This window comes from Candidatus Pelagibacter sp. HIMB1709 (assembly GCF_052047635.1).
GTDB lineage: Bacteria > Pseudomonadota > Alphaproteobacteria > Pelagibacterales > Pelagibacteraceae > Pelagibacter.
Genome location: NZ_JBNAJW010000002.1, coordinates 17,800 through 41,299 on the forward strand (window position 1 = coordinate 17,800; position 23,500 = coordinate 41,299).

At 23.6% G+C, this 23,500-nt stretch carries 20 protein-coding genes; 7 read left to right on the top strand and 13 right to left on the bottom strand.

From position 1 onward, the window contains the following. Window position 1 precedes the first annotated feature (1 nt). Window positions 2-1,726, bottom strand: a complete 1,725-nt coding sequence (locus tag ACTTAR_RS06310; RefSeq protein WP_440698028.1) for a ShlB/FhaC/HecB family hemolysin secretion/activation protein — start codon at window positions 1,724-1,726, stop codon at window positions 2-4. Between the two features lie 177 nt (window positions 1,727-1,903). Here ACTTAR_RS06310 and ACTTAR_RS06315 point away from each other — a divergent pair, with 177 nt between their 5' ends. Continuing rightward, a complete protein-coding gene (locus ACTTAR_RS06315; RefSeq protein ID WP_440698029.1) occupies window positions 1,904-2,983 on the top strand; it encodes a glycosyltransferase family 4 protein in 1,080 nt (359 codons plus the stop codon). Here ACTTAR_RS06315 and ACTTAR_RS06320 read toward each other — a convergent pair. Both ACTTAR_RS06320 and ACTTAR_RS06325 read right to left on the bottom strand, forming a co-directional pair. After that, window positions 2,976-4,127: a glycosyltransferase family 4 protein gene (locus ACTTAR_RS06320; RefSeq protein ID WP_440680945.1), complete on the bottom strand. Its 1,152-nt coding sequence runs from the start codon at window positions 4,125-4,127 to the stop codon at window positions 2,976-2,978. The genes ACTTAR_RS06315 and ACTTAR_RS06320 overlap by 8 nt on opposite strands. Then, window positions 4,117-5,445: a hypothetical protein gene (locus tag ACTTAR_RS06325; protein ID WP_440698030.1), complete on the bottom strand. Its 1,329-nt coding sequence runs from the start codon at window positions 5,443-5,445 to the stop codon at window positions 4,117-4,119. The genes ACTTAR_RS06320 and ACTTAR_RS06325 overlap by 11 nt, the downstream gene beginning before the upstream one ends. A 195-nt stretch (window positions 5,446-5,640) precedes the next feature. Here ACTTAR_RS06325 and ACTTAR_RS06330 point away from each other — a divergent pair, with 195 nt between their 5' ends. Continuing rightward, window positions 5,641-6,042: a putative colanic acid biosynthesis acetyltransferase gene (locus ACTTAR_RS06330; RefSeq protein WP_440680948.1), complete on the top strand. Its 402-nt coding sequence runs from the start codon at window positions 5,641-5,643 to the stop codon at window positions 6,040-6,042. Window positions 6,043-6,081: 39 nt separating this feature from the next. Next, complete coding sequence (locus ACTTAR_RS06335) at window positions 6,082-7,206, top strand: polysaccharide biosynthesis/export family protein (protein WP_440698031.1); 1,125 nt, start codon at window positions 6,082-6,084, stop codon at window positions 7,204-7,206. Window positions 7,207-7,211: 5 nt separating this feature from the next. On the opposite strand, the gene ACTTAR_RS06340 is transcribed toward ACTTAR_RS06335, so the two are convergent. The 5 genes from ACTTAR_RS06340 to ACTTAR_RS06360 form a co-directional block, all read right to left on the bottom strand. After that, complete coding sequence (locus ACTTAR_RS06340; protein WP_440698032.1) at window positions 7,212-8,051, bottom strand: O-antigen ligase family protein; 840 nt, start codon at window positions 8,049-8,051, stop codon at window positions 7,212-7,214. Window positions 8,052-8,591: 540 nt separating this feature from the next. Beyond that, complete coding sequence (locus tag ACTTAR_RS06345; RefSeq protein ID WP_440698033.1) at window positions 8,592-9,875, bottom strand: hypothetical protein; 1,284 nt, start codon at window positions 9,873-9,875, stop codon at window positions 8,592-8,594. 43 nt (window positions 9,876-9,918) lie between these two features. Next, on the bottom strand, window positions 9,919-11,091 hold the full coding sequence (locus ACTTAR_RS06350; protein ID WP_440698034.1) for a hypothetical protein: 1,173 nt from the start codon (window positions 11,089-11,091) through the stop codon (window positions 9,919-9,921). 46 nt (window positions 11,092-11,137) lie between these two features. Beyond that, complete coding sequence (locus tag ACTTAR_RS06355) at window positions 11,138-12,577, bottom strand: exopolysaccharide biosynthesis polyprenyl glycosylphosphotransferase (RefSeq protein WP_440698035.1); 1,440 nt, start codon at window positions 12,575-12,577, stop codon at window positions 11,138-11,140. 14 nt (window positions 12,578-12,591) lie between these two features. After that, on the bottom strand, window positions 12,592-14,733 hold the full coding sequence (locus ACTTAR_RS06360) for a GumC family protein (RefSeq protein ID WP_440698036.1): 2,142 nt from the start codon (window positions 14,731-14,733) through the stop codon (window positions 12,592-12,594). A 12-nt stretch (window positions 14,734-14,745) separates the two neighbouring features. Here ACTTAR_RS06360 and ACTTAR_RS06365 point away from each other — a divergent pair, with 12 nt between their 5' ends. From ACTTAR_RS06365 to ACTTAR_RS06380, 4 genes are read left to right on the top strand one after another with little or no spacing between them, the layout of a single operon-like run. Further along, on the top strand, window positions 14,746-15,714 hold the full coding sequence (locus tag ACTTAR_RS06365) for a glycosyltransferase family 2 protein (RefSeq protein WP_440698037.1): 969 nt from the start codon (window positions 14,746-14,748) through the stop codon (window positions 15,712-15,714). Then, a complete protein-coding gene (locus ACTTAR_RS06370; protein WP_440680959.1) occupies window positions 15,704-16,846 on the top strand; it encodes a glycosyltransferase in 1,143 nt (380 codons plus the stop codon). The genes ACTTAR_RS06365 and ACTTAR_RS06370 overlap by 11 nt, the downstream gene beginning before the upstream one ends. Then, entirely contained in the window at window positions 16,843-17,913 is a 1,071-nt protein-coding gene (locus tag ACTTAR_RS06375) for a glycosyltransferase family 4 protein (protein WP_440698038.1), read from the top strand. Before ACTTAR_RS06370 ends, ACTTAR_RS06375 begins: the two co-directional genes overlap by 4 nt. 2 nt (window positions 17,914-17,915) lie before the next feature. Next, window positions 17,916-18,926: a glycosyltransferase family protein gene (locus ACTTAR_RS06380; protein WP_440698039.1), complete on the top strand. Its 1,011-nt coding sequence runs from the start codon at window positions 17,916-17,918 to the stop codon at window positions 18,924-18,926. Here the strand turns inward: ACTTAR_RS06380 and ACTTAR_RS06385 are convergent. Genes ACTTAR_RS06385 through ACTTAR_RS06405 form a run of 5 tightly spaced genes read right to left on the bottom strand, consistent with a single transcriptional unit; the run spans window position 18,909 to window position 23,480 of the window. After that, window positions 18,909-20,492, bottom strand: coding sequence for a hypothetical protein (locus tag ACTTAR_RS06385; RefSeq protein WP_440698040.1), 1,584 nt, complete (start codon window positions 20,490-20,492; stop codon window positions 18,909-18,911). The genes ACTTAR_RS06380 and ACTTAR_RS06385 overlap by 18 nt on opposite strands. Before the next feature lie 39 nt (window positions 20,493-20,531). Next, entirely contained in the window at window positions 20,532-21,260 is a 729-nt protein-coding gene (locus tag ACTTAR_RS06390) for a WecB/TagA/CpsF family glycosyltransferase (RefSeq protein ID WP_440698041.1), read from the bottom strand. A 45-nt stretch (window positions 21,261-21,305) separates the two neighbouring features. Continuing rightward, window positions 21,306-21,932 carry an SOS response-associated peptidase gene (locus ACTTAR_RS06395; protein ID WP_440680965.1) on the bottom strand — a complete coding sequence of 209 codons (627 nt, stop codon included), beginning with the start codon at window positions 21,930-21,932 and terminating at the stop codon, window positions 21,306-21,308. Between the two features lie 4 nt (window positions 21,933-21,936). Further along, window positions 21,937-22,932 carry a S1C family serine protease gene (locus ACTTAR_RS06400; protein ID WP_440698042.1) on the bottom strand — a complete coding sequence of 332 codons (996 nt, stop codon included), beginning with the start codon at window positions 22,930-22,932 and terminating at the stop codon, window positions 21,937-21,939. Continuing rightward, window positions 22,932-23,480 (bottom strand): tetratricopeptide repeat protein, encoded by a 549-nt coding sequence (locus tag ACTTAR_RS06405; protein WP_440680967.1) that lies wholly within the window; start codon window positions 23,478-23,480, stop codon window positions 22,932-22,934. The genes ACTTAR_RS06400 and ACTTAR_RS06405 overlap by 1 nt, the downstream gene beginning before the upstream one ends. Between the last annotated feature and the right edge of the window lie 20 nt (window positions 23,481-23,500).

Consider the following 23,500-nt stretch of genomic DNA (forward strand, 5'->3'; position numbering starts at 1 on the left):
TTTAAAACTTCGCGCTGATTGAAATAAATAGTTGTTCATCATCTGCAAGTCCGTCCGTATTTTTTCCATTGGATGCACCAGGGTTTCCGCCAATTGCTTTTGCAAGCGAAGCTTTAACAGATATGTTTTCTCCCTTCGTTGCCTCAAAGCCAATTCCATATCCCTCTAGTGAATACGTGTTGTTACTTACAGATAAATTCGTTAAATCAGTGTATTGCTTAACCATTCCATAATCATAAAAAGCAATAGCTGTTAAATTATCAAAATATTTTGGTGCAATAACGTTATATTTTGCATCAATACTGTATCTAAACCCTTCATCTCCTGTTGCCTCACCTACTGGATAAGCTCTAATTCCAGCTGGTCCCCCAAGTGACAATTTCTCTGAACTATCAAGGTTTTTTGAGGCAAATTGAGTAGTTCCAAATAAATGGAGATTTAAATTATCATTAATTTTTTGAATTCTTGTAATATCGATTGTAGTTTTTTCAAATGAACCATTGGTTCTAGCACCTGAACTGTCACTATTTAAACTAGATGCAACTTTTGAAAGATCTAAATCACCAAAAGTAATTGTTGGTTTGATTTGTGTATATCCACCACCATAAAAATTATCTGATTTATTCCATTCAGCGCCAAAAACAAAATTTTTAAGTTCTTTGTCACTTGTTGCTGAACCTGCAGTTTCACTGTACAAATATTTTTCAGTGTAACCTATATCAAAAAATAAACTCTCTAATGATGTTCTGTAATATGGATATCTAGCATTTAATTTAAAAGTCTCTGAATCTCCTAAAATATTACTAGATGCTAATTCTTTTCCAATTTTATAATCAAAATAGTTATAACTTGTATCTAATCTCCAGCCATCTTCTCCAATTGGAAAATTATATTTTAATTCTATACTTTTGTAATCTTCATCTGATTTTGCTAAAATCAAATCAAACTTATCTCCAGTTAAATAAGGATTGTTAAATGTAAAATTAACAGTTGCTCTATTTTTTCCAGTATATCTTGATCCATGATTATTAAATGAAGTATTGTAAGTAAGAAATTCTTGCTCTCTTATATCTAGTACAATTCTAGTTTCCCCAGTTTCATCGCCTGGTTCTAATGATGCTTTGGTTGAAACACCTGGATTATCATTTAAATTTAATATCGCTCTTTCCAATGAGCTATAAGTTAGTCCTCTTTCAAGCGCTTTATCTAAATATCCAAATATTTTATCCTCTTTTAATTTTAATCCCTGAGATAAAATTCGATAAGGTTGATCAGAATCTAGTTTTCCTTCGTAGATTGAGATTAAAATTGTGTTATCTTTAACTTCTTGCTTTGGAAGGTAGGCTCTTGCAACTAATAAGCCTTGATTTTGAAAATATCTATTAACAGTATTTACTACTGATTGGATTTCTCCAAAGTTTAACTCTTTACCATTGAATTCCTTGATCAAATTTTGAAGCGTTTCAATTGGAACAAAATCAAGTTCTCCAATAAATTGAAACTTTTCTACTAAGATTTTCTGATCTCCCTCAAGAGTATCTGTGATTTTCTCCTTCTTTAGTAAAATATCTGGAATTTTCTTAGGAATTTTTTGATTTTTTTCGTAATTTTCCTTATTTCTTAGCAAATCTCCAGGTGAAGGTGCTACGGCAATAACTGAAATAACACTAAATGTAGTGTTAATTAGGATGATAATTAAAAAAACATTAAATATTTTCTTTAACACTCAATTTGCTCCCAAAATTATTGAATTTGTTTACTCGATCGAGTGAATTATTGCTCATTATGGGTCAATTTTAAAGTAAAATTTCAATTTATGATTGATTTTTTTAAAATTTGAAAACACTATATGTTGTGTATAGTTACAGTTGAATTACAAAATATTATATTTTTAATCTAAAAAATGAAAAAAAAAATTTCTGTAAGGTATTTTTTCAATTTTAAGGAAGATAAACGCCTCAGTATGGAAACTGTGGCTAACAATTTGTATTCAAATTTAAAAAATTACAAAAATTTCAATGTAACCAAGTTCATTCCTAAATTTTCAAACAAAAATTCTAAAATTATCTCTCAACCTTGGAATTTAAGGTACAATCGATACATCAATTACCCTGATCAGGTCAAAAAATTGAAAAAAACTGATATTGCCCATGTAATTGATCACCAATACGCACATTTAGTCAATCATTTGAATGCAAAATATAAAATAATCACTGTTCATGACCTTATTCCAGTAATTTTTAAGAAAAAAATTGGAAAAAACCCATTCTTAGTCAAACATTCGCTCTCCTATCTTAAAAAATTTGATAAAGTTATAGCAGTTAGTGAAAATACTAAGCGAGATATAGTTAAATACACAGATTGTCCTAAAGAAAATATAGTTGTTCAACAAAATTCAATAGAAAAATTCTTCAATCAACAAAAAATTGATAAAAATAAGGTTATAAGAAAATTTAAAATACCAATAAATGGTAAAAAAATTTTAATTATTGGAACTTCTTTCTATAAAAACCATAAAATTACTCTTAAAGTTTTAGAACATTTAAAAAATTATTATAAAAATATATATTTTATTAAAATTGGAAACAAATTTGATTTTAAAATAAAAGAAAGTTTAAAAAAAAATATAATTGAACTTCCAAAATTAACTAGAAGAGAGATTAGTAAGATTTATAAAATAAATGATGTACTTTTCTTTCCCTCTGTTTATGAAGGTTTTGGATTACCGTTGCTAGAAGCGATTAATAGCGGAATACCAGTTGTTTGCTCAGATATAAAAGTATTAAAAGAAATAATAAAAACTAAAAAGTATATGGCAAGTCCATATGATCACAAAAAATTTTCTAAATTACTAGTTAATATTTTAGAAAATAAAAAAGAAAAAAGTAAATTAGTAAAATTTAATTTAAAAAATATAAAAGAATTTAGTGAAAAAAATTATTTTTTAAAATTATCTAAAATTTATAAAGAATTAATTAATTAAAATTATCAATAATTTGATTTAATTGATCCACATAGTTTTTCCAAGTATGATTTTTAGAAAAATTGATTGCATTTGTTGAAAATAATTCGAGTTGATTGGGGTTTTCAATTAAATAATCTATTTTATCAGATAAAATATTATAATCTCTGATAGGAACTACATATCCACAATCATTTTTTTTAATTAAACTCTCAATACCTGTGTTTTCAGATACAATTACAGGAAGGCCTGTCTTTAATGCCTGAGAGACAACTATACCAGAGCCGTCTTGAAGGCTAGGTAATACAAATAATTGAGATTTATTCATCAGCTCATTGATTTTACTTTGATCTAAATGACCGTAAATTATCGTATGTTGGTGATCAATCTTGTTTTCAATGAATTTAAAATCAAAAGTTTTAGTGCCAACCAAATGTAAAACTTTATTTTTAAATTTTATTTTATTAAAAGCATCAATCAGATATTCTAGACCCTTACGAACAGTTAAGCCTCCCACATAAAGGATATTGAATTGATTTTTGTCACCTTTTAACTCAGGAATTGGAAAAAAATGACTATCATTTGCAGGATAATCGATGACTTTTGTGTTAAAAAAACCTTTATTTTCAAATGTTTTTTGAGCAAATTCAGAGGGTAACAATACAAAGCTACTTTTTTGGTATTCTTCTAATTCTCTTTCCATTAATTCACTTGAGGTGTGAAATTTATAATTAAATCTATCGTACTCTTCTTTATATATCTCATGACAGAATTGTGCATGAGCACTTGCTCGTTCACAAATATAAATTTTTCCTGCTTCAACAAACTTTTGGCCAGTCGATAATCCAGTTCCCGATAAACCTAGAAATATATTACTGTCATTAATATAATTTGAAGAGATTAAATCTAACTTTTTACAATTTATTAAAGCCAGGTAATCTAAAATTTTCTTATTAGAAAATTTGTATCTACCTAATAATTGAGTAAGGATCTGATAAAAGCCTGTGGCATGAATTTTTTCTGATTCTAAATTATATTTGTTTAATTTAAATTTTGGGTATCCAGAAATAATTTTGGTTAATGCATTTCTTAAAATTAATTCTTTAGCTAAATCAAAATAATGAAAGGTACCATGAGTACTTAATAAAAATTTTTTATTTTCCATGCAGTTTAGAGAGATAGTTTTTATAATTAAAGATAAACATGATATTAATTAAGAATAAAAAAACATTTGAAATCATAAAAATTATCATCCAATTATCAATAGAAGGAATGAAAGCTACAATAATTAATAATAATAATATCGAAAAAAATGTTTCAATTTTAGTAATGAATAAAAAATTATTATTAGATTTAAAAGGTATTTTTAAACCTGTTAAAACAGTAGTTAAAAAAGATTCTACTGATAATAAAAATATAAATACTAATGAAATTTGTATTTGAGGGTCAGAAATCCAATAACCATAAATTGGTTTTCCTAATAATAAACTAAATGGAATAAATAAAAAACTTACAAATAATACTGGTTTTAAAAATAACAAAACTTTTTGAATTATTTTTTGTTTATTCATATTTTTTAAGGATGTAAATTCAATTAAAGCTGGAGAATAAATAATATCATATACGTTAGATGGTAAATATGAAAACATAGTTCTTGCAGTTGTAATCAAAGCTACAATTGAAGGTGAAAAAAACTTACCAATTAATAAAATAATTAAATTTTGATTAATAACAGCGTTAATTTTTTCAAAACTATAACTAATAGACTTTTTAAAAATATCAGAACAACTTTTTAAATTAAAATATTTTAAACTAACTTTAATATTATTTTTTTCTTTTAAAAAAAAATAAAACATCACTAGAAATCTTATTATATTCGCTACAAAATAAATTAAAGCTAAATACTTAAAATCATTAAAAACAAATCCTAACAAGATTAAAAATCTTGAGTAAAATAAAAATAAAGTATTTTGGTGTATCCAATTTTTGGTATACCCCTTAAACGTTATTATCGGATAAAAATAATTAATTATGTTCTCTAATAAAAAAGATAAAAAAATAAAAATAAATATAAATTGAATTTCATTATTATTTAATCCTGTAAGACTCTCAATTTCATCAATTGAAATAAAAAAATAAAACAATAATGAGAGTAACGTATAAAAAGCGATATTGATTGAGTGAGATACAAATAAGTTTGAAACAAGCTGATTTAAGCTAATTTTTTTTGATTTTTTATAAATTTTGGTCATTTCTAACCTCACCACCTCTGTGAAATTAAAGTTTATGCCAATAAATAATGCTCCAAGTGAGAGGATCATTATCCAAATACCGTAATTTTCAGCTCCCCAAATTAATATCATTAAAGGTGGAAAAAGAATTTGAACAAATATTTTAGATACAAAATTGAAGGAATGATAACTAACATTTTCTTTAAATCTTAAATTGTTTTTTATTAAATTAAGAAAAAGTGAAAAATGCATATTTTTTTTGTTAAAACGAATATATTATTAAATACACTAAATTATTTAAAAATTAACTAAACTAAAAATAAATTGAAGAAGTATAAACTGCCCTTTTCATTGAAGATCTTAAGAGTTTTTTGGCAAATTATCTGGATATTATTCTGCAAGTTTACTCCACCAATTTTCCCTTTTAACTCATGGCGAGTATTCATCTTGAAACTATTTGGAGCTAAAATTGAATGGACTTCAAAAATTTACCCATCTGCAAAAATATTTATGCCATGGAATTTAATCATGGGAAAAAATAGTTGTTTAGGAAGAAATGTAGATTGTTATAATTATGATAAAATAACAATTCAACAAAACTCAATAATAAGTCAAAATACTTTCTTATGTACTGCAAGCCACAATTACAAATCTAAAAGCTTTGAATTAACTAGATCCCCAATATTTATTAAGCAAAATGTTTGGGTAGCTGCATATTGCTTTGTGGGTCCTGGTGTCATGATGGATAGAGAATCGGTTTTACTAGCAAACAGCAATTTGGTTCATCATACTAAGAGAAACTCAGTTTATGCTGGTAATCCTGCTAAATTTAAAAAAAAAAGGTATTAAATTTATTCAATATTAATAATAAGTATAAAATATTAACGAATGATAAAAAATATTAAATTAATTTATACTTTGTTTTTTTTAGGCTTAATGAGTTTTTTGAATTCATGCGCTGTTTCCCCTGGTATTAGTGAAAAACCAAATATAATTAAGAATAGTTCAGTAAATCCTAATATTAATATTGTGCTTCATGATTTGGGTGAAATGGATTTTAATGAAATAAGTAATTTAAACAGTGGTATTATTAAAGATACTGATGCTGAAGTAATCAAAGATTATTATGGTTTTTATGATTACGAGTATGATTATCAACTTGGTGGAGGGGATGAAATAAATATCAATTTAACTGAAACAGATGATATTGATGGGAATTATTTAGTTGATCCTTCTGGAGATATTGATTTGCCATATGTTGGCAAGATTAATGTAAAGAATAAAGGCGCAGAGGAAGCTCAAAATTTAATCTCTAATGTTTTAAAAAAATATTATGTAAATCCTGATCTACAATTAGATATCGTAACTTTTGCTAGCAGCAAGGTATATGTAACAGGTACAGTTCGAAATCAATTAATTATTGATTTGGATGATAAACCTATGAGAATTTTAGATGCGATTATAAAAGCTAATATCAATACCACTGGAAATGACAATTTATCTAGTACATCTGGTGTTATTAGAAGAGATGGGGCAGTTTATAAAATGGATTTAAAAAATGCAATCACTGGAATAGATGAGAGAAAAAACTTTTTTCTTAAAAAAGATGATGTGATTTTTATTGATCGTAATCCAGACTCAATACTTGTCTTTGGGGAAGCAAATATTCAAGGATCTTTCTTTCCTTATGCGGGGTATAATTTAACTCAAGTTTTGTCTGATAGTGGAATAAATAATTTGACCGCAGATGCAAAAGAAATATTTGTGATCCGAGAAAATTATGAGGAAGAACTAACTATCGATGTTTATAAAATTAATGTTAAAAACCCGGTGAACTTAGTTGCAGGTAAATATTTTAATTTAGAAGCAAAAGATATCGTTTATATACCTGCGTCTGACATAGTTAAATGGAATAGAGTAATTAGTTTATTATTACCTCAAACAGATTTATTTAAATCATATAATCCAATCATTCAAAATGGGCTAGACGCTAATAGTGTCAATGTTCAGTAGAAAGTTTACAAATATTTTTTTAAACTAAAAGAAACTAAACTTGCAAATAAAAATTGATTGCTTGGAATATTTAGTGAGAAATCAAAAAATCCATTAAACAAAAATATTATTAACAAAGGTATGAGCAAAACATAAGCATTATTGGTTTTGTTTTTAAATGTGTGTATACCTTTAATTATAATGTTAACAAAAATTAATAAAAAAATTAAAAAACCAAAAATTCCTATCTCCCCTAATAATTCTACAAAATCAGAATGAGCATGATTAGCGTATACATTTTGGATATTTTCAAATAATAAAAAGAAGGCAGGTTCAAAAGAACCAGCTCCATATCCAAAATAAGGAAAACTCTTAAAAAAATTTAAACTTAATAAAATTAAATTAATTCGAGATAAATTATTTGTAATTTCAATTTGTCCAGAGATAGAATTTTGATTTTCAATATTAGAGAGTAATTCATAGTTAAAAAAATCAAACCTAGAAATTAACTCATTACCTCCAAAATAAAGACCCATAACTAAAATATCAAATAGGATTAGAACAATAAAAAATAAAGAAAACTGATTTAAAAAATTTTTCTGATTTTTTAAAGTTAAAATGAAATAAAATAATATTGAAAAAAACAAATATAAATTACCTAATCTTGAAAAAGTTGAAATTATACCAATTGATATAAACAAGATGAATATTCTTACATAGACGACATTGAAATCATTTTCTGTAGGAATAATTTTTTTATAATTAAAAAATAAATAATTTAGACTTATTAAAAAAGTTAAAACTAAAAAAAAAGCAAAATTAGTTCGGTTAATAAAAAAACCTGTTGCAGAATTCGAATAATACATTGTCTCTTTGAATAGAAATTCAGGATTTCCTATAAGCAACCAAAAAACTGCAAAAAAAGCATGAATAAAGCCAATTATTGAAAAGTAGATAAAATACCTATTGGTGTGTTTTTTTTTATAAAAAATTAAATTAGTTAAAACGACTATGAAAAAAATATTTAAGTAACTAATAATTTCATGAATAGAAAAGTAAACGTTTAAAGTTACTGGATTATATTTTTTTAAATTAATTCCATAATAAAAATTGTATGAGTTTTCTGAAATAAGATTTAAAAAATTATTAGGTAGTGGAATAATTTGAAATATTAAATAAAGAATAAATACAACAAATAAAACAAATATTTTTTTGTTTGTTTTTATAGAATAAATAAAATTTTTTTTATATTTTTTATCTAAAATTAAGAAAATAAAAAAAATAACAAAATTATAAAATTAATTTTAATTAATAAGAATGAATTTGATGCGTTGAAAATTGTTGTAAAAAAAATAAAAAAACAAAATATTATTTGATAAGTTTTGTTTAATGAAAATTGACTAGTCTTAATTTGGTGAAACATTATCTAAGTCAAATCTTTTTTTTTTTACGAGAACATAAGCTGATTGTAATTTATTATTTCTTAGAAGTCCTGATGACAATTTATTATTAAACAAACTATCCAAAACTTCATCGGCTTCACTATTTGAACTAAATATTTGTGCTTTATTTACTTTTGCTGCTTCAAAAATATTACTTAAATTACTAACAACATTTTCTTCTAATGTGAAAAAATTATTCTCTTCTTTAATATGAGTATCAATTATTGATCTAACTAAAATTTCTGATGTATTAACGTCAGATTTTTCAATAACATTTTTTGCTAACTCTATCTTTTTATCATCTACTTTTGAAAATCCTGAAGAAAAAATATTTTCAGCAAATTTTACTTTGTTATTTATTATATTTAAATCCTCTGATTTTTTCCATTCATCTAACTCTAATGACTGTTCTGTTAGTTTAAATGAAATTACTTCTTTATCCTTTTTATCTAGGTTATTTATATTTTGAATAATATTATTTGATATATCTTCACTTGATTTAAGAATTGCGGTACTTAATGCCACTAAACTATTTTTGGTGTAATTATCCTTTGAAATTTTTTTTTCAACTGATTTTTTATTAATATTCAAGTCATAATTTACTTCATTGATTGATTGTTTAATTAATTTTTCTTTTTCAGTTTTATTTACTATTGATAAAAATTCAGAATTAATTTCTGATGCAAAATAGATTACATTGGTTGCTAATGAATTTGAATTATTGTTGTCTATAGACGTATTTGATATTTGTTTGACAATATTATTACAGAGTCTTTCCTCTGACTCATTTAAAATTGAGGCTAATAAATAAGCATTATCATTAGTTTCTCTGGTATCGTCGTAAATATTTGGAATTGTGTCTTCAAATAGCTGTGTAATATCCTTTAACTGTTGGTTATTTAAAATTTTCAAACTACCGTTATTTTTTGCATCTTTTTCAATTATTTTGAGTATTACATTTGCTTTAATCGAAGTTAACGTGTCTGATAGCTCTTGAAATAAAAGAATTTTATTATCAAGACTTTCTTCTTCTAATTCTAAAGTCAATCTTTTAATTAAATTATCATTTATATCTAGTAAATTAGATGACTTCGTAATTTCATATTCTTTTAAATTTCTTTCAATTAAAGAAATTTGACTTTTGATCTCTTCCTCATTGATAGCACTAATTGCATTAGGTTGTATATTAACAATTAGCGTAAATAAAAAAATAATAAGAAGCTTATAATGATTAAAAATATTTAGCATTAATAGCTTCAAATTAATTCGATTTTTTAGAAAGATAAACTTTTTATTCAGAAAAAATTTTATTTATTTCTTGATCTAAATAATTATCATTTACTTCTAAATTTCTAGTTACTTTAGGTGTATATTCTTTTTTTATTGAAATATTATCTGAATTCACAACTTTTACTTCTTTTGAATTTTCTTCAGCTAATTCTTTTTCATTATTCATTGAATTGTTTTCAAAAATATTTTCAACATTATCATTATCTAAAAGTGTATCACCAAGAATATTGACTTGTTGATAAAGTTTGTTTTTCAAATTTTCAAAATTTTGAATTTGAGATGACATAATTTCTATTTTTCTATTTTGGCTTGTAATAAGATTTGACAATCTAATATTCTCATCTTGATAATGTTTGATTTTTAACTCAAGTTCTTCTGTTATATTTTTTTGTTCTTGATTTATTTTTTGAGATGAATTTTGTTTGTCAATTTCATTTTTTAGTTCTTGATTTTCTTTTTTATAAAAGTCCAATTGACTTTCTAAATCTATAATTTCTTCTGATCTTAAGTCAACTTCAGGTTGTTCTTTTAATTGCTTAGTTTCATCAGCTCTATCGTTTTCAAATAATGTTGTTTTTAAGTTTACAACGTTGCTTACTTTTTCATTATTTTTAGTTAGTTTATTAATCTTATTTCTTAATTTCTTAATTTTTCTCTTATATTTATTTTTAACTTTAATGACATCTTGAGAATCTTTATCATCTACTTCATGAATTTTACTTAACTCATTTTGCATCTCTTTTATTTTTAAATTCAATTGATTAAGTTTTTCATCACCTTCATTCATATTAAACACAATTTTTTTACTATTAATATTCTCGCTCGAACTAACTTTATATCTTTTAATCTTTCTTTTCAATCTTCCAAGTTTTCTCTTTAATTTCTTTTTTAAAAACTTGTTATCATTATTTATAATTTCTTTATTTCTTTCTGGTGTTATTTTTATATCTAAATTAATTTGCTTTTTTATTGGCTCATTAAATATTTTTACATTCTGATCTTGCAGATTATTTTTTTCAATTTTTAGTTCTGGAGTATTTGAGATGAATTGATTTGGATTAATTCTAGATTTAATTTTTTGAAATTTAAAAAAAAGCTCTCTCTTAAAGTTTCTTTTTTTAAAATCCTCAAATTTAGGGTTTTCTAAAAAATTTTTTTTTATAAATCGAATCATCTTTTAGAAAATATTATTTCAATCTATAGTTGTCAATTGAACTAAGCTAATCGACTTTATATTTGAGAATAGCATAAATAGTTTTGAACATTATCTTTAAATCCAATCCTATTGACCAATTTTTTAAATACCAAATATCGTATTCTAATCTTTTTTTCATTAATTCATCATCTGGTGTTGCTCCTCTATAACCGTGTATTTGTGCCCACCCTGTTATCCCTGGATTACATTTATGTCTTGTTAAAAAATTTTTAATTATATTCGAATATTTTTTGCTATGCTCAATCATATGAGGTCTTGGACCCACTAAAGACATGTCTCCTCTTAACACATTGTAGATTTGAGGAAGCTCATCAATGCTTAATCTTCTTAGAAATTTGCCAAAAAAAAGTAATCTTTTGTCTCCTGCTTGAACTTGTATAGATTTATCAAATTTTTCTTTCTTTAAAGTTCTAAGTTTAAAAATACTAAACTTTCTTCCATCCCAACCTGTTCTTTTTTGCTTAAATATAATTGGAAACCCATCTTCAGCAAGAATTAACAAAATAGAAATCAAAATGATTGGTGAGGTTATTAATAATATTAAAATAGCAAATACCTTATCAATTAAAAACTTTACAAGCAAAGGTGCTCCTGTAAACCTAGAATTATTTATAGAATAAAAAATATAATTATTTTTTTTATCTGATGTTGAGGTGATATTAAATTTTTCAATATAATAATTTATATTTTCTTTATTATTAATTCCTGAGAATATTTTTATATCGAAAGGTAATTTTAATAATTCTTCTAGCTTCGAATTCTCACGTTTGTTATCAATTTCAAGCCAGATTTGACCAATATGATGATAATTTAATATTTCATAAATATTATCATTAAATTTAAAATTAGGTATTTTTAACTCATTAAAATAATTTTCAATATTAGAATCTGTAATTATGCAACATTTTATGAGAGATTTTTTTTTTTTATTTTTATAACTTTCAACAAATTTTTTAACTGTAGCAAAATTTGCAATAATCAAAATATTTCTTTGGATAACATTATTGATTATTAAATATTTATATATCTGGTTATTTAAGGCTTTTAATAAGAATAAATTTAATAAAGAAAAAATAAAAGAGTTTAAAAACCATATGTAGCTAATTTTCTGATTATTTAAAAAAAAAAATATTACAAATAAAAAAAAATAGATTGTTGAAAAAAATTTAATATCCCTTTTGATAAAATAATGAAATGTTTTTACATAATTTTTTCTATTCCGAATTAGTAAATAAGATAACAAATAAAGTACAAAAACACATAATACAAAATAAAAATATTGTGATTTTACAAAGTAAGAAAAATAAAAAAGTTCTAATAAAGTATTTTCTGATAAAATTGTTGATGTATATAAAGCAAAAAAAGCAATTATAGCTTGAGACAAAAAACTATAAAAAACAAATATTTCGTCATCTTTTTGAAATAATTTTTCAAGATTTAGCATAGTAAAAAATTATTCTAATATGGTTTTTCCTCACCTGAATAATAATATGGTTGCTGATAGTAATAACCGTAATAACTATTTTTAGATATATCTAGATCATTTAAAATAAATGCATTTACATTTCTGTTTATATTTTTAAGTTTTTTAATCCCAGACATTAAAGATAAAACACCAGTAACATTAGATCTAGTGACGTAAAATATATAGTCGCTTGCTTGTGCCAGCACCAAGGTGTCAGAAACTGGTAATATTGGTGCACTATCTACAATTACATAATCATATTTTTTATTAAGAACATCTAAAAATTTTTTAAATTTAGCTACATTAACTATATCAGATAGATCGCTTCTTCTTTTTCCTGAGCTAATAAATTCTAATTTAGTTCCAGGAACCTTTTGTATTGTATCTGAAAAAGAAACTTCATTAGTCAAAATTTCACTAAGACCTTTATGATTTTCATCAAACTCATAATAACTTGCGGCAACAGAAGGTTTTCTAATATCGGCCTCAATTAATAAAACTTTATAATTTTTTTGTAAAGATAAAGCTAAATTAAATGCTACTGTTGTTTTACCCTCAGATGGGCTGCTTGAAGTTACTAAATAACTTTTATTAGGTTTAAATTTAGACTCCATTACAGTTCGAGCATTTCTTACAGCTTCTGCAAAAGCAGATTCATTATCTTCCAAAAACATTTGCATCACATGAAAACCTTTACGTGAAATATTTACTTTGGGTAAATTTGCCAAAACTAATGTGTCAAACATATCTAATGAGGTTGGATCTTTTACAGTTGAGCTATTTAAATCTCTATAAAATAAATAAAAATAAACTCCTATCGCAGAAAATAAAAATGCTAAAATAGTATTTTTCTTAATATTTGGAGAAACTGGTGTATTTGAAGCAATAGGATCTTCTATTATTTTTACATTTGAAATTTGTAAATTTTGAGCTTCATTTGTTTCTTTTACTCTTTGTAAAAAAGTTTCATAAAGTTTTCGGCTACTAGAAACTTCTCTAGAAAACTTTAACATTCCAGATTCTTTTTCTTCCAAATCTCTAAGCTCTTTTGTTGCGTTAGTTAACGATTTTTTATTTATATCTATTGAATTTTTTAAATTTGTTAATTCAAAAGTTTTTTTATCAATATTATCATTAATTATTTTTACCAATTGGGCCTCATAAGAAGCTATTGTTTGTAATGCTTTTTTTACTTTAGGGTGTTCATTGGTATACAACAATCTTAATGACTCAAGATTATTTCTAGAACCCATTAAACTTTCATAAATATTTTTTATTTCTGGTCTAATCATTAAGTCTTGTATGGAAGTCAATTGATTGACATCACCTTTCGCTAATTTAATTGCAAGAAGATCAGATTGATATTGATTTACTTTGTCCTGAAGTTCTAAGATAGTATCAGACAAATTTTCTATTTGTTTAATTTTTAATTCTTTAACATCTCCAGTATCTACTAAATTATTTTCCTCTTTATATTTTGCTAAATTTTTTTCAGCACTTTCCATTTGTTTTGTAAGTTCTTTAAGTCTATCTGAAATTTTTTCATTAGCATAAGAAGTGATTACTATCTTAGAGTCTATTTCATATCTTTGATAAGATTTGATAATATTTTGAAGTGCTAATTTTGATATTTTAGGACTAGCTGAAATAAAAGTTAATTCTAAAACATCACTTCGAGGAATATTATTTACTGAAAAATTTGATTTTAAATAACCTCTAAGGCCTTCCTTGCTGATATCTTCTTTTTTTACAAAAAGTCTTTTAATTAAACTCGGCTCAAGGCCTCTAAAAAGTTGTTGAAATTCTGAAAGAATGATTTTGTCATTAACAATATAATCAACCACATCATCACTATTTAAAATTGCAATTTGATTATTAATTCTACTAGCTTGATTATCTAAAGAATAAACTTCCTCAATATTTACAATTTTTTGACTTTCATCAGCCTCTATTACTATTGTTGCATAACTTCTGTATTTTTTTTCAATGTTTAATGAAATTAATAATACTAATAAAGATATTAAAAATGATATGAAAAATATCGGTTTTAAATATTTTAAAAAAACAATCCAATAATATTTAATTTCTAAACCTTCTGCTATTTTAGATAAGGTGCTGAATAAGGTTTTTTCCATTAAAAATTTATTATGAGTAATTATTTAAACAATCATTTAATATGTAATATATATTTATACACTAAGTCATATTTACATTTAAAAATGATGAAAAAATCAAAAAAATTGAGTGATATCACTGCTATAATCATTACCTATAATGAAGACAAGCATATAAAAAGGTGTCTTGATTCGTTGATTGGTAAAGTCAAAAAAATTTTTATTTTAGACAGTTTTTCAACCGATAAAACAATAAGCATTATTAAATCAAAAAAAATAGAATTTATAAAAAAGAAATTTAAAAACCATTCAGATCAATTAAATTCAGCAATCAAACTTAGTAATTCAAAAACAAAATGGTTAATGAGAATAGATGCAGATGAATTTGTAGAAAAAAATTTTTTTAAAAAATTAGACCAAAGTTTAAAAAATTTACCAAATAATATTAATGGTATAAATGTTACAAGAAGATATTTTTTTAATGAAAAAGAAATTAAGTATGGTGGAGTTTTCCCTCAAAAAAAATTAAGAATTTGGAAAAATGGAAAAGGAATTTGTGAAAATACACTTTTTGATGAAGAAATTATTTGCGAGCCTAAAATAATAAATCTAAATATTTCCTTATTTGATCACAATAAAAGCAAATTTAATTTTTGGAAAAAAAAACATAAAGAGTACGCAATTAAAGAAGCTATAAGATTTAAATTTGAAAAAAATTTAAATAATAAAAAATTTTCCAAAGAACAAATGAAAATTAAGGTTATTAGAAAAAAAATATATTACAGATTTCCAATTTTTGTCAGGCCAATTTTTTTATTCTTTTATAGATTTATTTTTAATTTAGGTTTTTTAGATGGCATAAATGGTCTTAGATTTTGTTTCTGGCAAACTTTATGGTTTAGAATGTTGGTAGATATAAACATTCTTAAAATATCATTTTTATTTAATAGTGGTAAATATAATAGAAACAATATTTTTAAAAAATTAATTGATGACGTCTAAAATTAATGTTGCCAGTATAATTGACAGCGTAAAATTAAAAGATGGGGGACCATCTCATAGTTTAGCCGATATGGCTAAGTCAAATTTTAACAATAATATCAAACATGACATCATACATTTGGGTAAAAATAGTAGGTACAAATATAGCAAAAATATAAAATATATTGGCTTAAATAATCGATTTTTTAAATATGGATTAAGTATAAAATTAATTTTTTGGTTAATTAAAAACAGAAAAAAATATCATAAATTTTTTATTCATGGCTTGTGGCAGTTCCAAACTTTAATTGCTAGGATAATTCTAAAAAAAAAATATCATGTTTTTACACATGGAATGCTGGATCCATATTTTGGTAAAGAAAAAACTAAAACCTTAAAGAAAAAAATATATTGGTTTTTATTCGAAAGAGGTAATTTAATTAAATCTAATTCTGTACTTGTAAATTCAGATGAAGAAATAAATCATTTAAAAAAAACGTTTGTAGATACTGATGGTATTAAAATTAAAAAAGTTAATTATGGAATAATAAAACCAAAATTCAATTTAAGTAAATTTAAATTATTGAAAAAACATCCATATCTAAAAGAACAAAAATATATTCTATTTATAGGAAGAATAGATCCAAAAAAAGGTTTAGATCTTTTAATTAATGCGTTTTCAAAAATAAAAATAAAAAAAAATTACTGCTTAGTTCTATCAGGGCCTATTCATAATAAAAAATACAAAGAAAAAATTGATAAATTAATTCAATCAAACAAATTGAAAAATAAAATTTTTTTTACTGGGTTTGTTCAGGGAAATGATAAATGGAATCTTCTAAAATTTTCAGAATTTACTATTTTACCATCTTATGGTGAAAATTTTGGAGTTTCGGTAGTTGAAAGTCTTTCAGTAGGTAAACCAGTAATTATTTCAAACAAAGTAGGAATTTCTAAAATAATTAAAAAATTCTCTTGCGGTCTAGTGCATCAATTAAATGTAAATTCATTAAAAAGAAGTATTGAAAGCTTATTATCAATTTCATATGAAAAAAAAAATAAATTATCAAAACAAGCCCTAATTTGTTTTGACAAAAACTATAATTTAAAAATAAACAATTCTTTCAGTATATGGATCAAAAATAACTTATGAAAATTATATATATTCTTAGTCATCCAATACAATACCAAACTCCTTTGATAAAGTATTTGGTAAAAAAAAAAATTGACATTACGGTTGCTTATAAAAGTTTGCATACCACGGGTAAATTTTACGATAAAAATTTTAAAAAAAAAATATTATGGGATCAAAATTTAATAAAAAACTACAACTATTTCAAAATTAATAAATATAATTTCTCATTTTTATTTAATCCAAAAACAAAATTTATTTGGTTACATGGTACAAAAAATTTTTATAATTTTTTAGTAATTATTCTTGCTTCAATTATAGGAAAAAAAGTATTGATTAGAGAAGAAAGTAATAAATATAGTAAAAATAGAAACAAAATTAATATATTTTTAAATAAAATTTATTACAATTTTATTGATCTTTTTATTGATTATTATCTAGCTATTGGAAAGCTTAATAAAGAGTACTATTTATCAAAAAATATAAAACAAAGTAAAATTGTTAGGGTTCCATATGTAGTAAACAATGAATTTTTTTTTAATAAGATAAATAAAATTAAAAAAAATATTAATTTTTTATTTGTAGGAAAAATTAATTCATTAAAAGGTATAGATGTCCTGTTTGAAGCAATAGTCAAAATTGCACCAAAAACAAACGTTTTTTTTGATATTATTGGTAGTGGTGAACTTTTAAAAATTTATAAAAACAAAATTAAAATAAAAAAAATAAACTTTGTAAAATTTCATGGTTTTATAAATCAAAATAAATTAAAAAAATTTTATAAGAAATCTGACATATTAATTGTTCCTTCAAAAATTGAACCATGGGGTCTAGTTGTGAATGAGGCTATGTGCTCAGGAAATGCTATTATTGCATCAAATATGGTTGGATGTGCTGCAGATCTTATCGTTAAAAATAAAAATGGTTATTTGTTTAAATCCAAAAACTCTGACGATCTTTATGCTAAGATGTTATATTACATAAATAATAAAAAAAAATTGCAAGCTCATAAAAAATACAGTCAGAAAATAATTTCCAAATATAATTTTGAAAGTTGTTTTAAATCTTTAAAGAAAATTATAAACTAAAAATGAAAATTTTATTTTTAGGTGATGATAACAAAATTGGTTATTCGTATTATCAATATAAAATTTTAAAAAAAAATTATAAAAATATTAAGAAAATAAATATAAAAACCATTAATTTTTGTTGTGTTTTAATCAATAAAATTAATTGGCACTTTAATTTCAAAGTATTTGATTTGTTAATTTTATACTTTTTAAAGAAAAATATTAAGCAAAATTATGATTTAATATATATTAATAATGAAAACCTATTAGGAAAAAAAAGTATTTCTTATTTAAAAAAAAAATCAAAAAAAATTATTTATTTTTGTACTGACAATCCATTTAAAAATAATGATGGAAAAAGATGGTATTTAATAAAAGATAATTTTCATTTATTTGATTTAGTAATTTTTATGCAGAAAAATAGATTAGCTGATAGCATCAAATTTAAAATTAAAAATAAAATCTGGATACCACCAACAATTAAAATTGATGAATTTAAAAAATTAAGAAAAAAAAAAATAATCAAAAAAAATGAAATTATTATTGTATCAACTTTCAGAAATGAAAGAGAGAAATTAGTAGAAAAGTTTTTACAAAATAAATTCAAAATTCAAGTTTATGGAGATCATTGGGAGAGATCCAGATTATACACAACAAATAAAAATATCTTCTACCCCAAGATTGAAAATGATAAAAAATACGTAGAAACTCTTAAATCAGGCAACATTTCAATCTGTTTACCATCAATTGAAAATAATGATGATATCACACATCGGTCATTAGAAATTCCATTAATTGGTACACTTTTATTAGCAAAAAAAACAAAAACTCACTTAGAATTTTTTAAAAATAATTTTGAAGCAATTTTTTTTGAAAATTTAAATGACTGTATCAAAAAATGTCATCAAATATTAGCAGATGACAAAAAGCTAAATTTTATTAGTTCTAATGGAACCAAAAAAGTTAATTCAATTTTAAATAATATTTCCTTTGAAAAAAATATTAAAAAAATTTTATCGAATCTTTTTTAAGACTATTAAAAATGATTTGTATAAAATAAATAATATTAATAAAGATTGAGGAATATCTCTAACTAGTAAAGCAGTTAAATCTGAAATACTTCCTTGAGAGATTGAGTTTACAATACCTCCTCCAGTTGAGTAAAAAAACAAAAATAGCAAAATTGAAAATTTTTTTTCATTTCGATTGTAAAAAGCATCTAAAAATAAGAAACAAACAATAAGCATAACAGTTGTCATAATTATAATTAAAAAATCTTGATAGATGTAAACTATTGGATATATCAACCCGTTACTTTTTGATCCCCCAAAAGATCTATCAGCCTCGATAAAAATTTTTGACGTCATTGTGTAGTTTAAATATCTTCCTTTATCAAAAGTATTACTAAATATTTTGATTATTGGATTTGGCAATATGGATATTGTTTGGTTTTTTTCGTATGAAATTAAATTATTGATTTGCTGGGTATTTAAAAAATTTTTTGCATAAATAACATTATCTGTTGCTTTAATAATATTCATTCGATTCAATAATTGAATTTTGTAATAATTTTCATTAAAAATATTTATTGAACTGAAGTATTCATATTCTCTATTTGCATTTCCATCTAAAAAACTTGAAAAATGATTTTTAACATTTTGGATTGGGTTTGTTTTGTCTCTCAATTCTCTTGACTCTATGTAAGTTTGAGAAAATCTATCAATCAAACTAGTTGAAATGACTAATAAGATAAAAATGAAAAATATTTTATTAAGTCTTAAAACTTTAATTTCAAAAAAGCCTATAAAGTAATAAAAAACATATATTAATAATCCTACAAAAGCTAAATCAAAAAAAGCTGATCTTGAATTTAACCCTAAAGATAAATAAAAAATAAGTACACCACTTGCAAAAACTAAAAAATAATCTTTTCTCGAAAAGTCAAAATTATAAAAATTATTTGAAAATAAAACTATGAAACCGCTTATATAAAAAATATTTATTCCATTAATTAAATCACCCAATAAATTTGGTGAACCTTGATTTTGCACATAAATAAAGCTGCCAAAAAAAGTAAAAGAAATACTTGCAAAAAAAACACTGGTAATTCCAAGATATATGAAAAATTTTTTTACTTCATTTTTATTTTGTTCATTTATATTTATGAAATTTAATATCTTAAAAATTTTAATTTTAAATTTCTCTAGAGTTTTAATTTTTTTATAAAAAAAATGACTTAATAGGATGAATATATTAAATAATAGAAGTATAAAAAAAGTTTTATTAGGCTGATATAAATTTACAGTTAAGTCTTCTAACAAAATACTCTTAAAAAAAAGAGCTCCACCATTTGCATAAATATTAAAAAAAATAATTGCAAAAATAGAAATAGGATAGTTAATAATATTGTTTTGATTTAAACAATATCTTAAAATTAATAAATTAGACAAAAATAAAAATAATATTGAAAATACATTTTCATAATTTTCTAATATTATTAATTGAATTAAACATGAGAAAATTAAAAAAATAAAAGTTAAACTTTTAATTTTATTTAAATTTGTTTCTAAAAAACCTATTGAGCTTGTATGATTCATTTAAATAGCTTTAAATAAAGCATATTTTATTAGAACGGCTTATTCTATAATAATTTTATTTTTAAAAAAAATAGGAACAAAACCGAGGGCATACAGGTATCTTTTCAAAAAAATTTTAGGGTTATAAATAATTCTAACAAACCATCCTAAATAAATTTTATCATAAAATTTATTAATTGGTGCCTGTATACCTGTCAAAAATGAAAGTGCAGCACCTGTACATAATATAGTTTGTTTACTTTTTAAATTTTGTTTCATGTAATGAGCTAAAATTTCTTGTTTCGTTCCACCTATATTAATTATAATAAAATTTGGTCTAACCTTATTAACTAATTTTAAAAGCTTCTTATCAGTAATTTTTTTAGATTTATAAATTGGTGCGATATAACTATAAAATTTTGTAATACCTTTTTTTTCAAAGTATTTTTTGTTTTCAATCGAAATTATTTTATTTGGATCGATTGAAAGAATTTTTTTTTTATTATTTTTTTTTAAATATAGGAAAAATAAATTTAGAAACTTAAAACCAGAAAATTTATTTACACTAATATTTCTAAAAATTTTTAACATAATGACAAATAAGCCACTATCAAAAAAAACAAAATCTGCCTCTTGTAAAGATTTATAATAATATTTAGATTTTTCAATTTCTACTAATGCTGGAGCAGCTGGAAATACAAAATTTCCTTTTTTATTAATTATTTTATTAAATTTTTTTTGATTAAAGTTTGTGAATTTAATTTTTTTAAAGATAATATTCTTAATCATAATCTAAATTATCACAAATTTTTTTAAAAATTATTAAAATATCTATTAAATATTAGTTTTTTGAATTAAAGACGCACTATTGTTTGTTGGTTTATTAACATCTTTTGATACTTGATAAAAAACTAAATTAGGTATTTTTCGATCATTTAAAAATTGTGAACCTTGTAATTCTAAATTTAAATATCTATTAACATCAGTCTGATTAAGAATAACAGGTTGTCTATTATGAATTTCCTTAATATTTTCTTTTGCTTCTTCAGTAATTAAACAAAACTGATCTTCTTCAAAAATCCCAGCAAAATAAATAGTATTGGTATCTTCACGGGTAAAGTAATGAGGAGTTTTTTCTTTCTCTTCCCTCTTCCATTCATAAAATCCATCCGCAACAGCGACACATCGATTGTTTTTAATCAATTTTTTAAATGAAACTTTTTCATCAATGGTTTCTAATCTTGCGTTAATCAGAGCTTTAAAATCTTTATTTTTAGCCCAACTTGGAACTAAGCCCCATCTTAAAGCTTCTAAGGTGTTTCCATTTTTATATTTTTTTATAACTGGAAGTTTTTGATAAGGATGCGCGTTATAGTTTTCATCGTCCTCAACCTGAATTGCAGATTTAACTAATGAACTAGTTTTAGTTACTGCATTTTTAATTACGTATCTTCCACACATAATATTAATAATATTTTGGTTTTACAAAAAAGTCATTACGATCCATTGTCGTAAGCTCAATGTTTAATTTTTTTTGATTTCTCTCTATATCAAATTGTAATTTAGTCCCTGGGCCACCATAAGACCAAACTATTTTATAAAAATCTTCGATGTTGTTAATTTTTTCATTATTTACTGCTAAAATTGTATCATTTACATTAAATCCAGCTTTAGCAGCAGGACCGTTGTTGTTTACTCTTGTGATTTTAACTTGTCCAGTATTGTCACTTGAAGTTAAACCCATATAAGGTTTGATATTTTTAGTTCTTCTGCCATTTTGAATTAAATCATCTAAAATTGGTTTTAAATCATTGATTGGCACAAACATATTACCAGGAGAATTTATTCCTGTTGCTGCTGCATCTCCTACATACAAAGAACCTATTCCTAAAACTTCACCATATTCATTAATTAAAGCAGAACCTGCAAAAGAACTATTAGCTGGATAAGTATAAATTGGTTTATCTAAAAAATATTCCCACCAGCCAGCAAAAGATCGCCTTGAAACCATTTTAACTGCTGAAGGTCTTCCTTCTGTTAAATAAGGTAATACATATAGAAAATCTTCTTTAGTTAATTGATCAGAATCTCCAATTTTAAGAGGTGTTAGATCTGATTGAATAATAGTTCTTAAGATACCAAAGCCCGTTGTATGATCATATCCAATAAGCTCACCTGGAAATTTTTTACCATCCGGTAATGTTATTGTAATTATTTCAGCCTCAACAACAATATAACCAATTGTTAATATGTGTTTATCATCAATAACCACCCCATTCCCTCCTCTAACTGTTCCTAAAGATTGAGCAGTTCTTGCTTCAGGGGGGATAATACTATCAATTTTAACAACTGATTTATAAATATTTAAAATATCTTCTTGATTAGTTAATTTTTTAGCCTCAGAAGATAAATTATTTGTAGAATTTAATAATATCCAAAAAATAATAAATATTTTTTTCACTAAATTGATTGTTGTTTAATTATTTCCTTTAGTTGTTTAATCATAACATCTGGTGTTTTCATTGATGGATAAATTTCTTGAGCTTCTTCATAACTACGAATTGCTTTTTCATAATTCTTTAATTTTATATTTACCAGTCCTTGGCCAGCTAAAGCACCAAAATGTCTTGGTTCTAATTCTAAGACTTTATCAATATCGTCTTGTGATTTTTGATATTCTCCCAACATATAAAGAACAGTTGCTCTTTTATTCCAAGCCTCAGCCCAATTTTCATCAAGTTTAATTACTTCAGTAAAAATTTCCCTTGCTCTGTTAGGTTGTTGGTTTCTAACAAACATAGAACCTTCTTCTAAACGTGCAGTCAGTTTCTCATCTGTCGGATGAGTACTCCATAAAGACCAAATTTCTTGTTCAACAATAGCTGCAACCTTTGATTTATTAACTTTTAGCTCGTTAAACAATTGATTTAATCTAACGTCTCTTTCATTTGCAATAGAACTAGTTAAAAATAAAAAATAAATTAAAAAAAGTAAAAGTGCTCTCCTCATGATTAAATATTATCAAATAA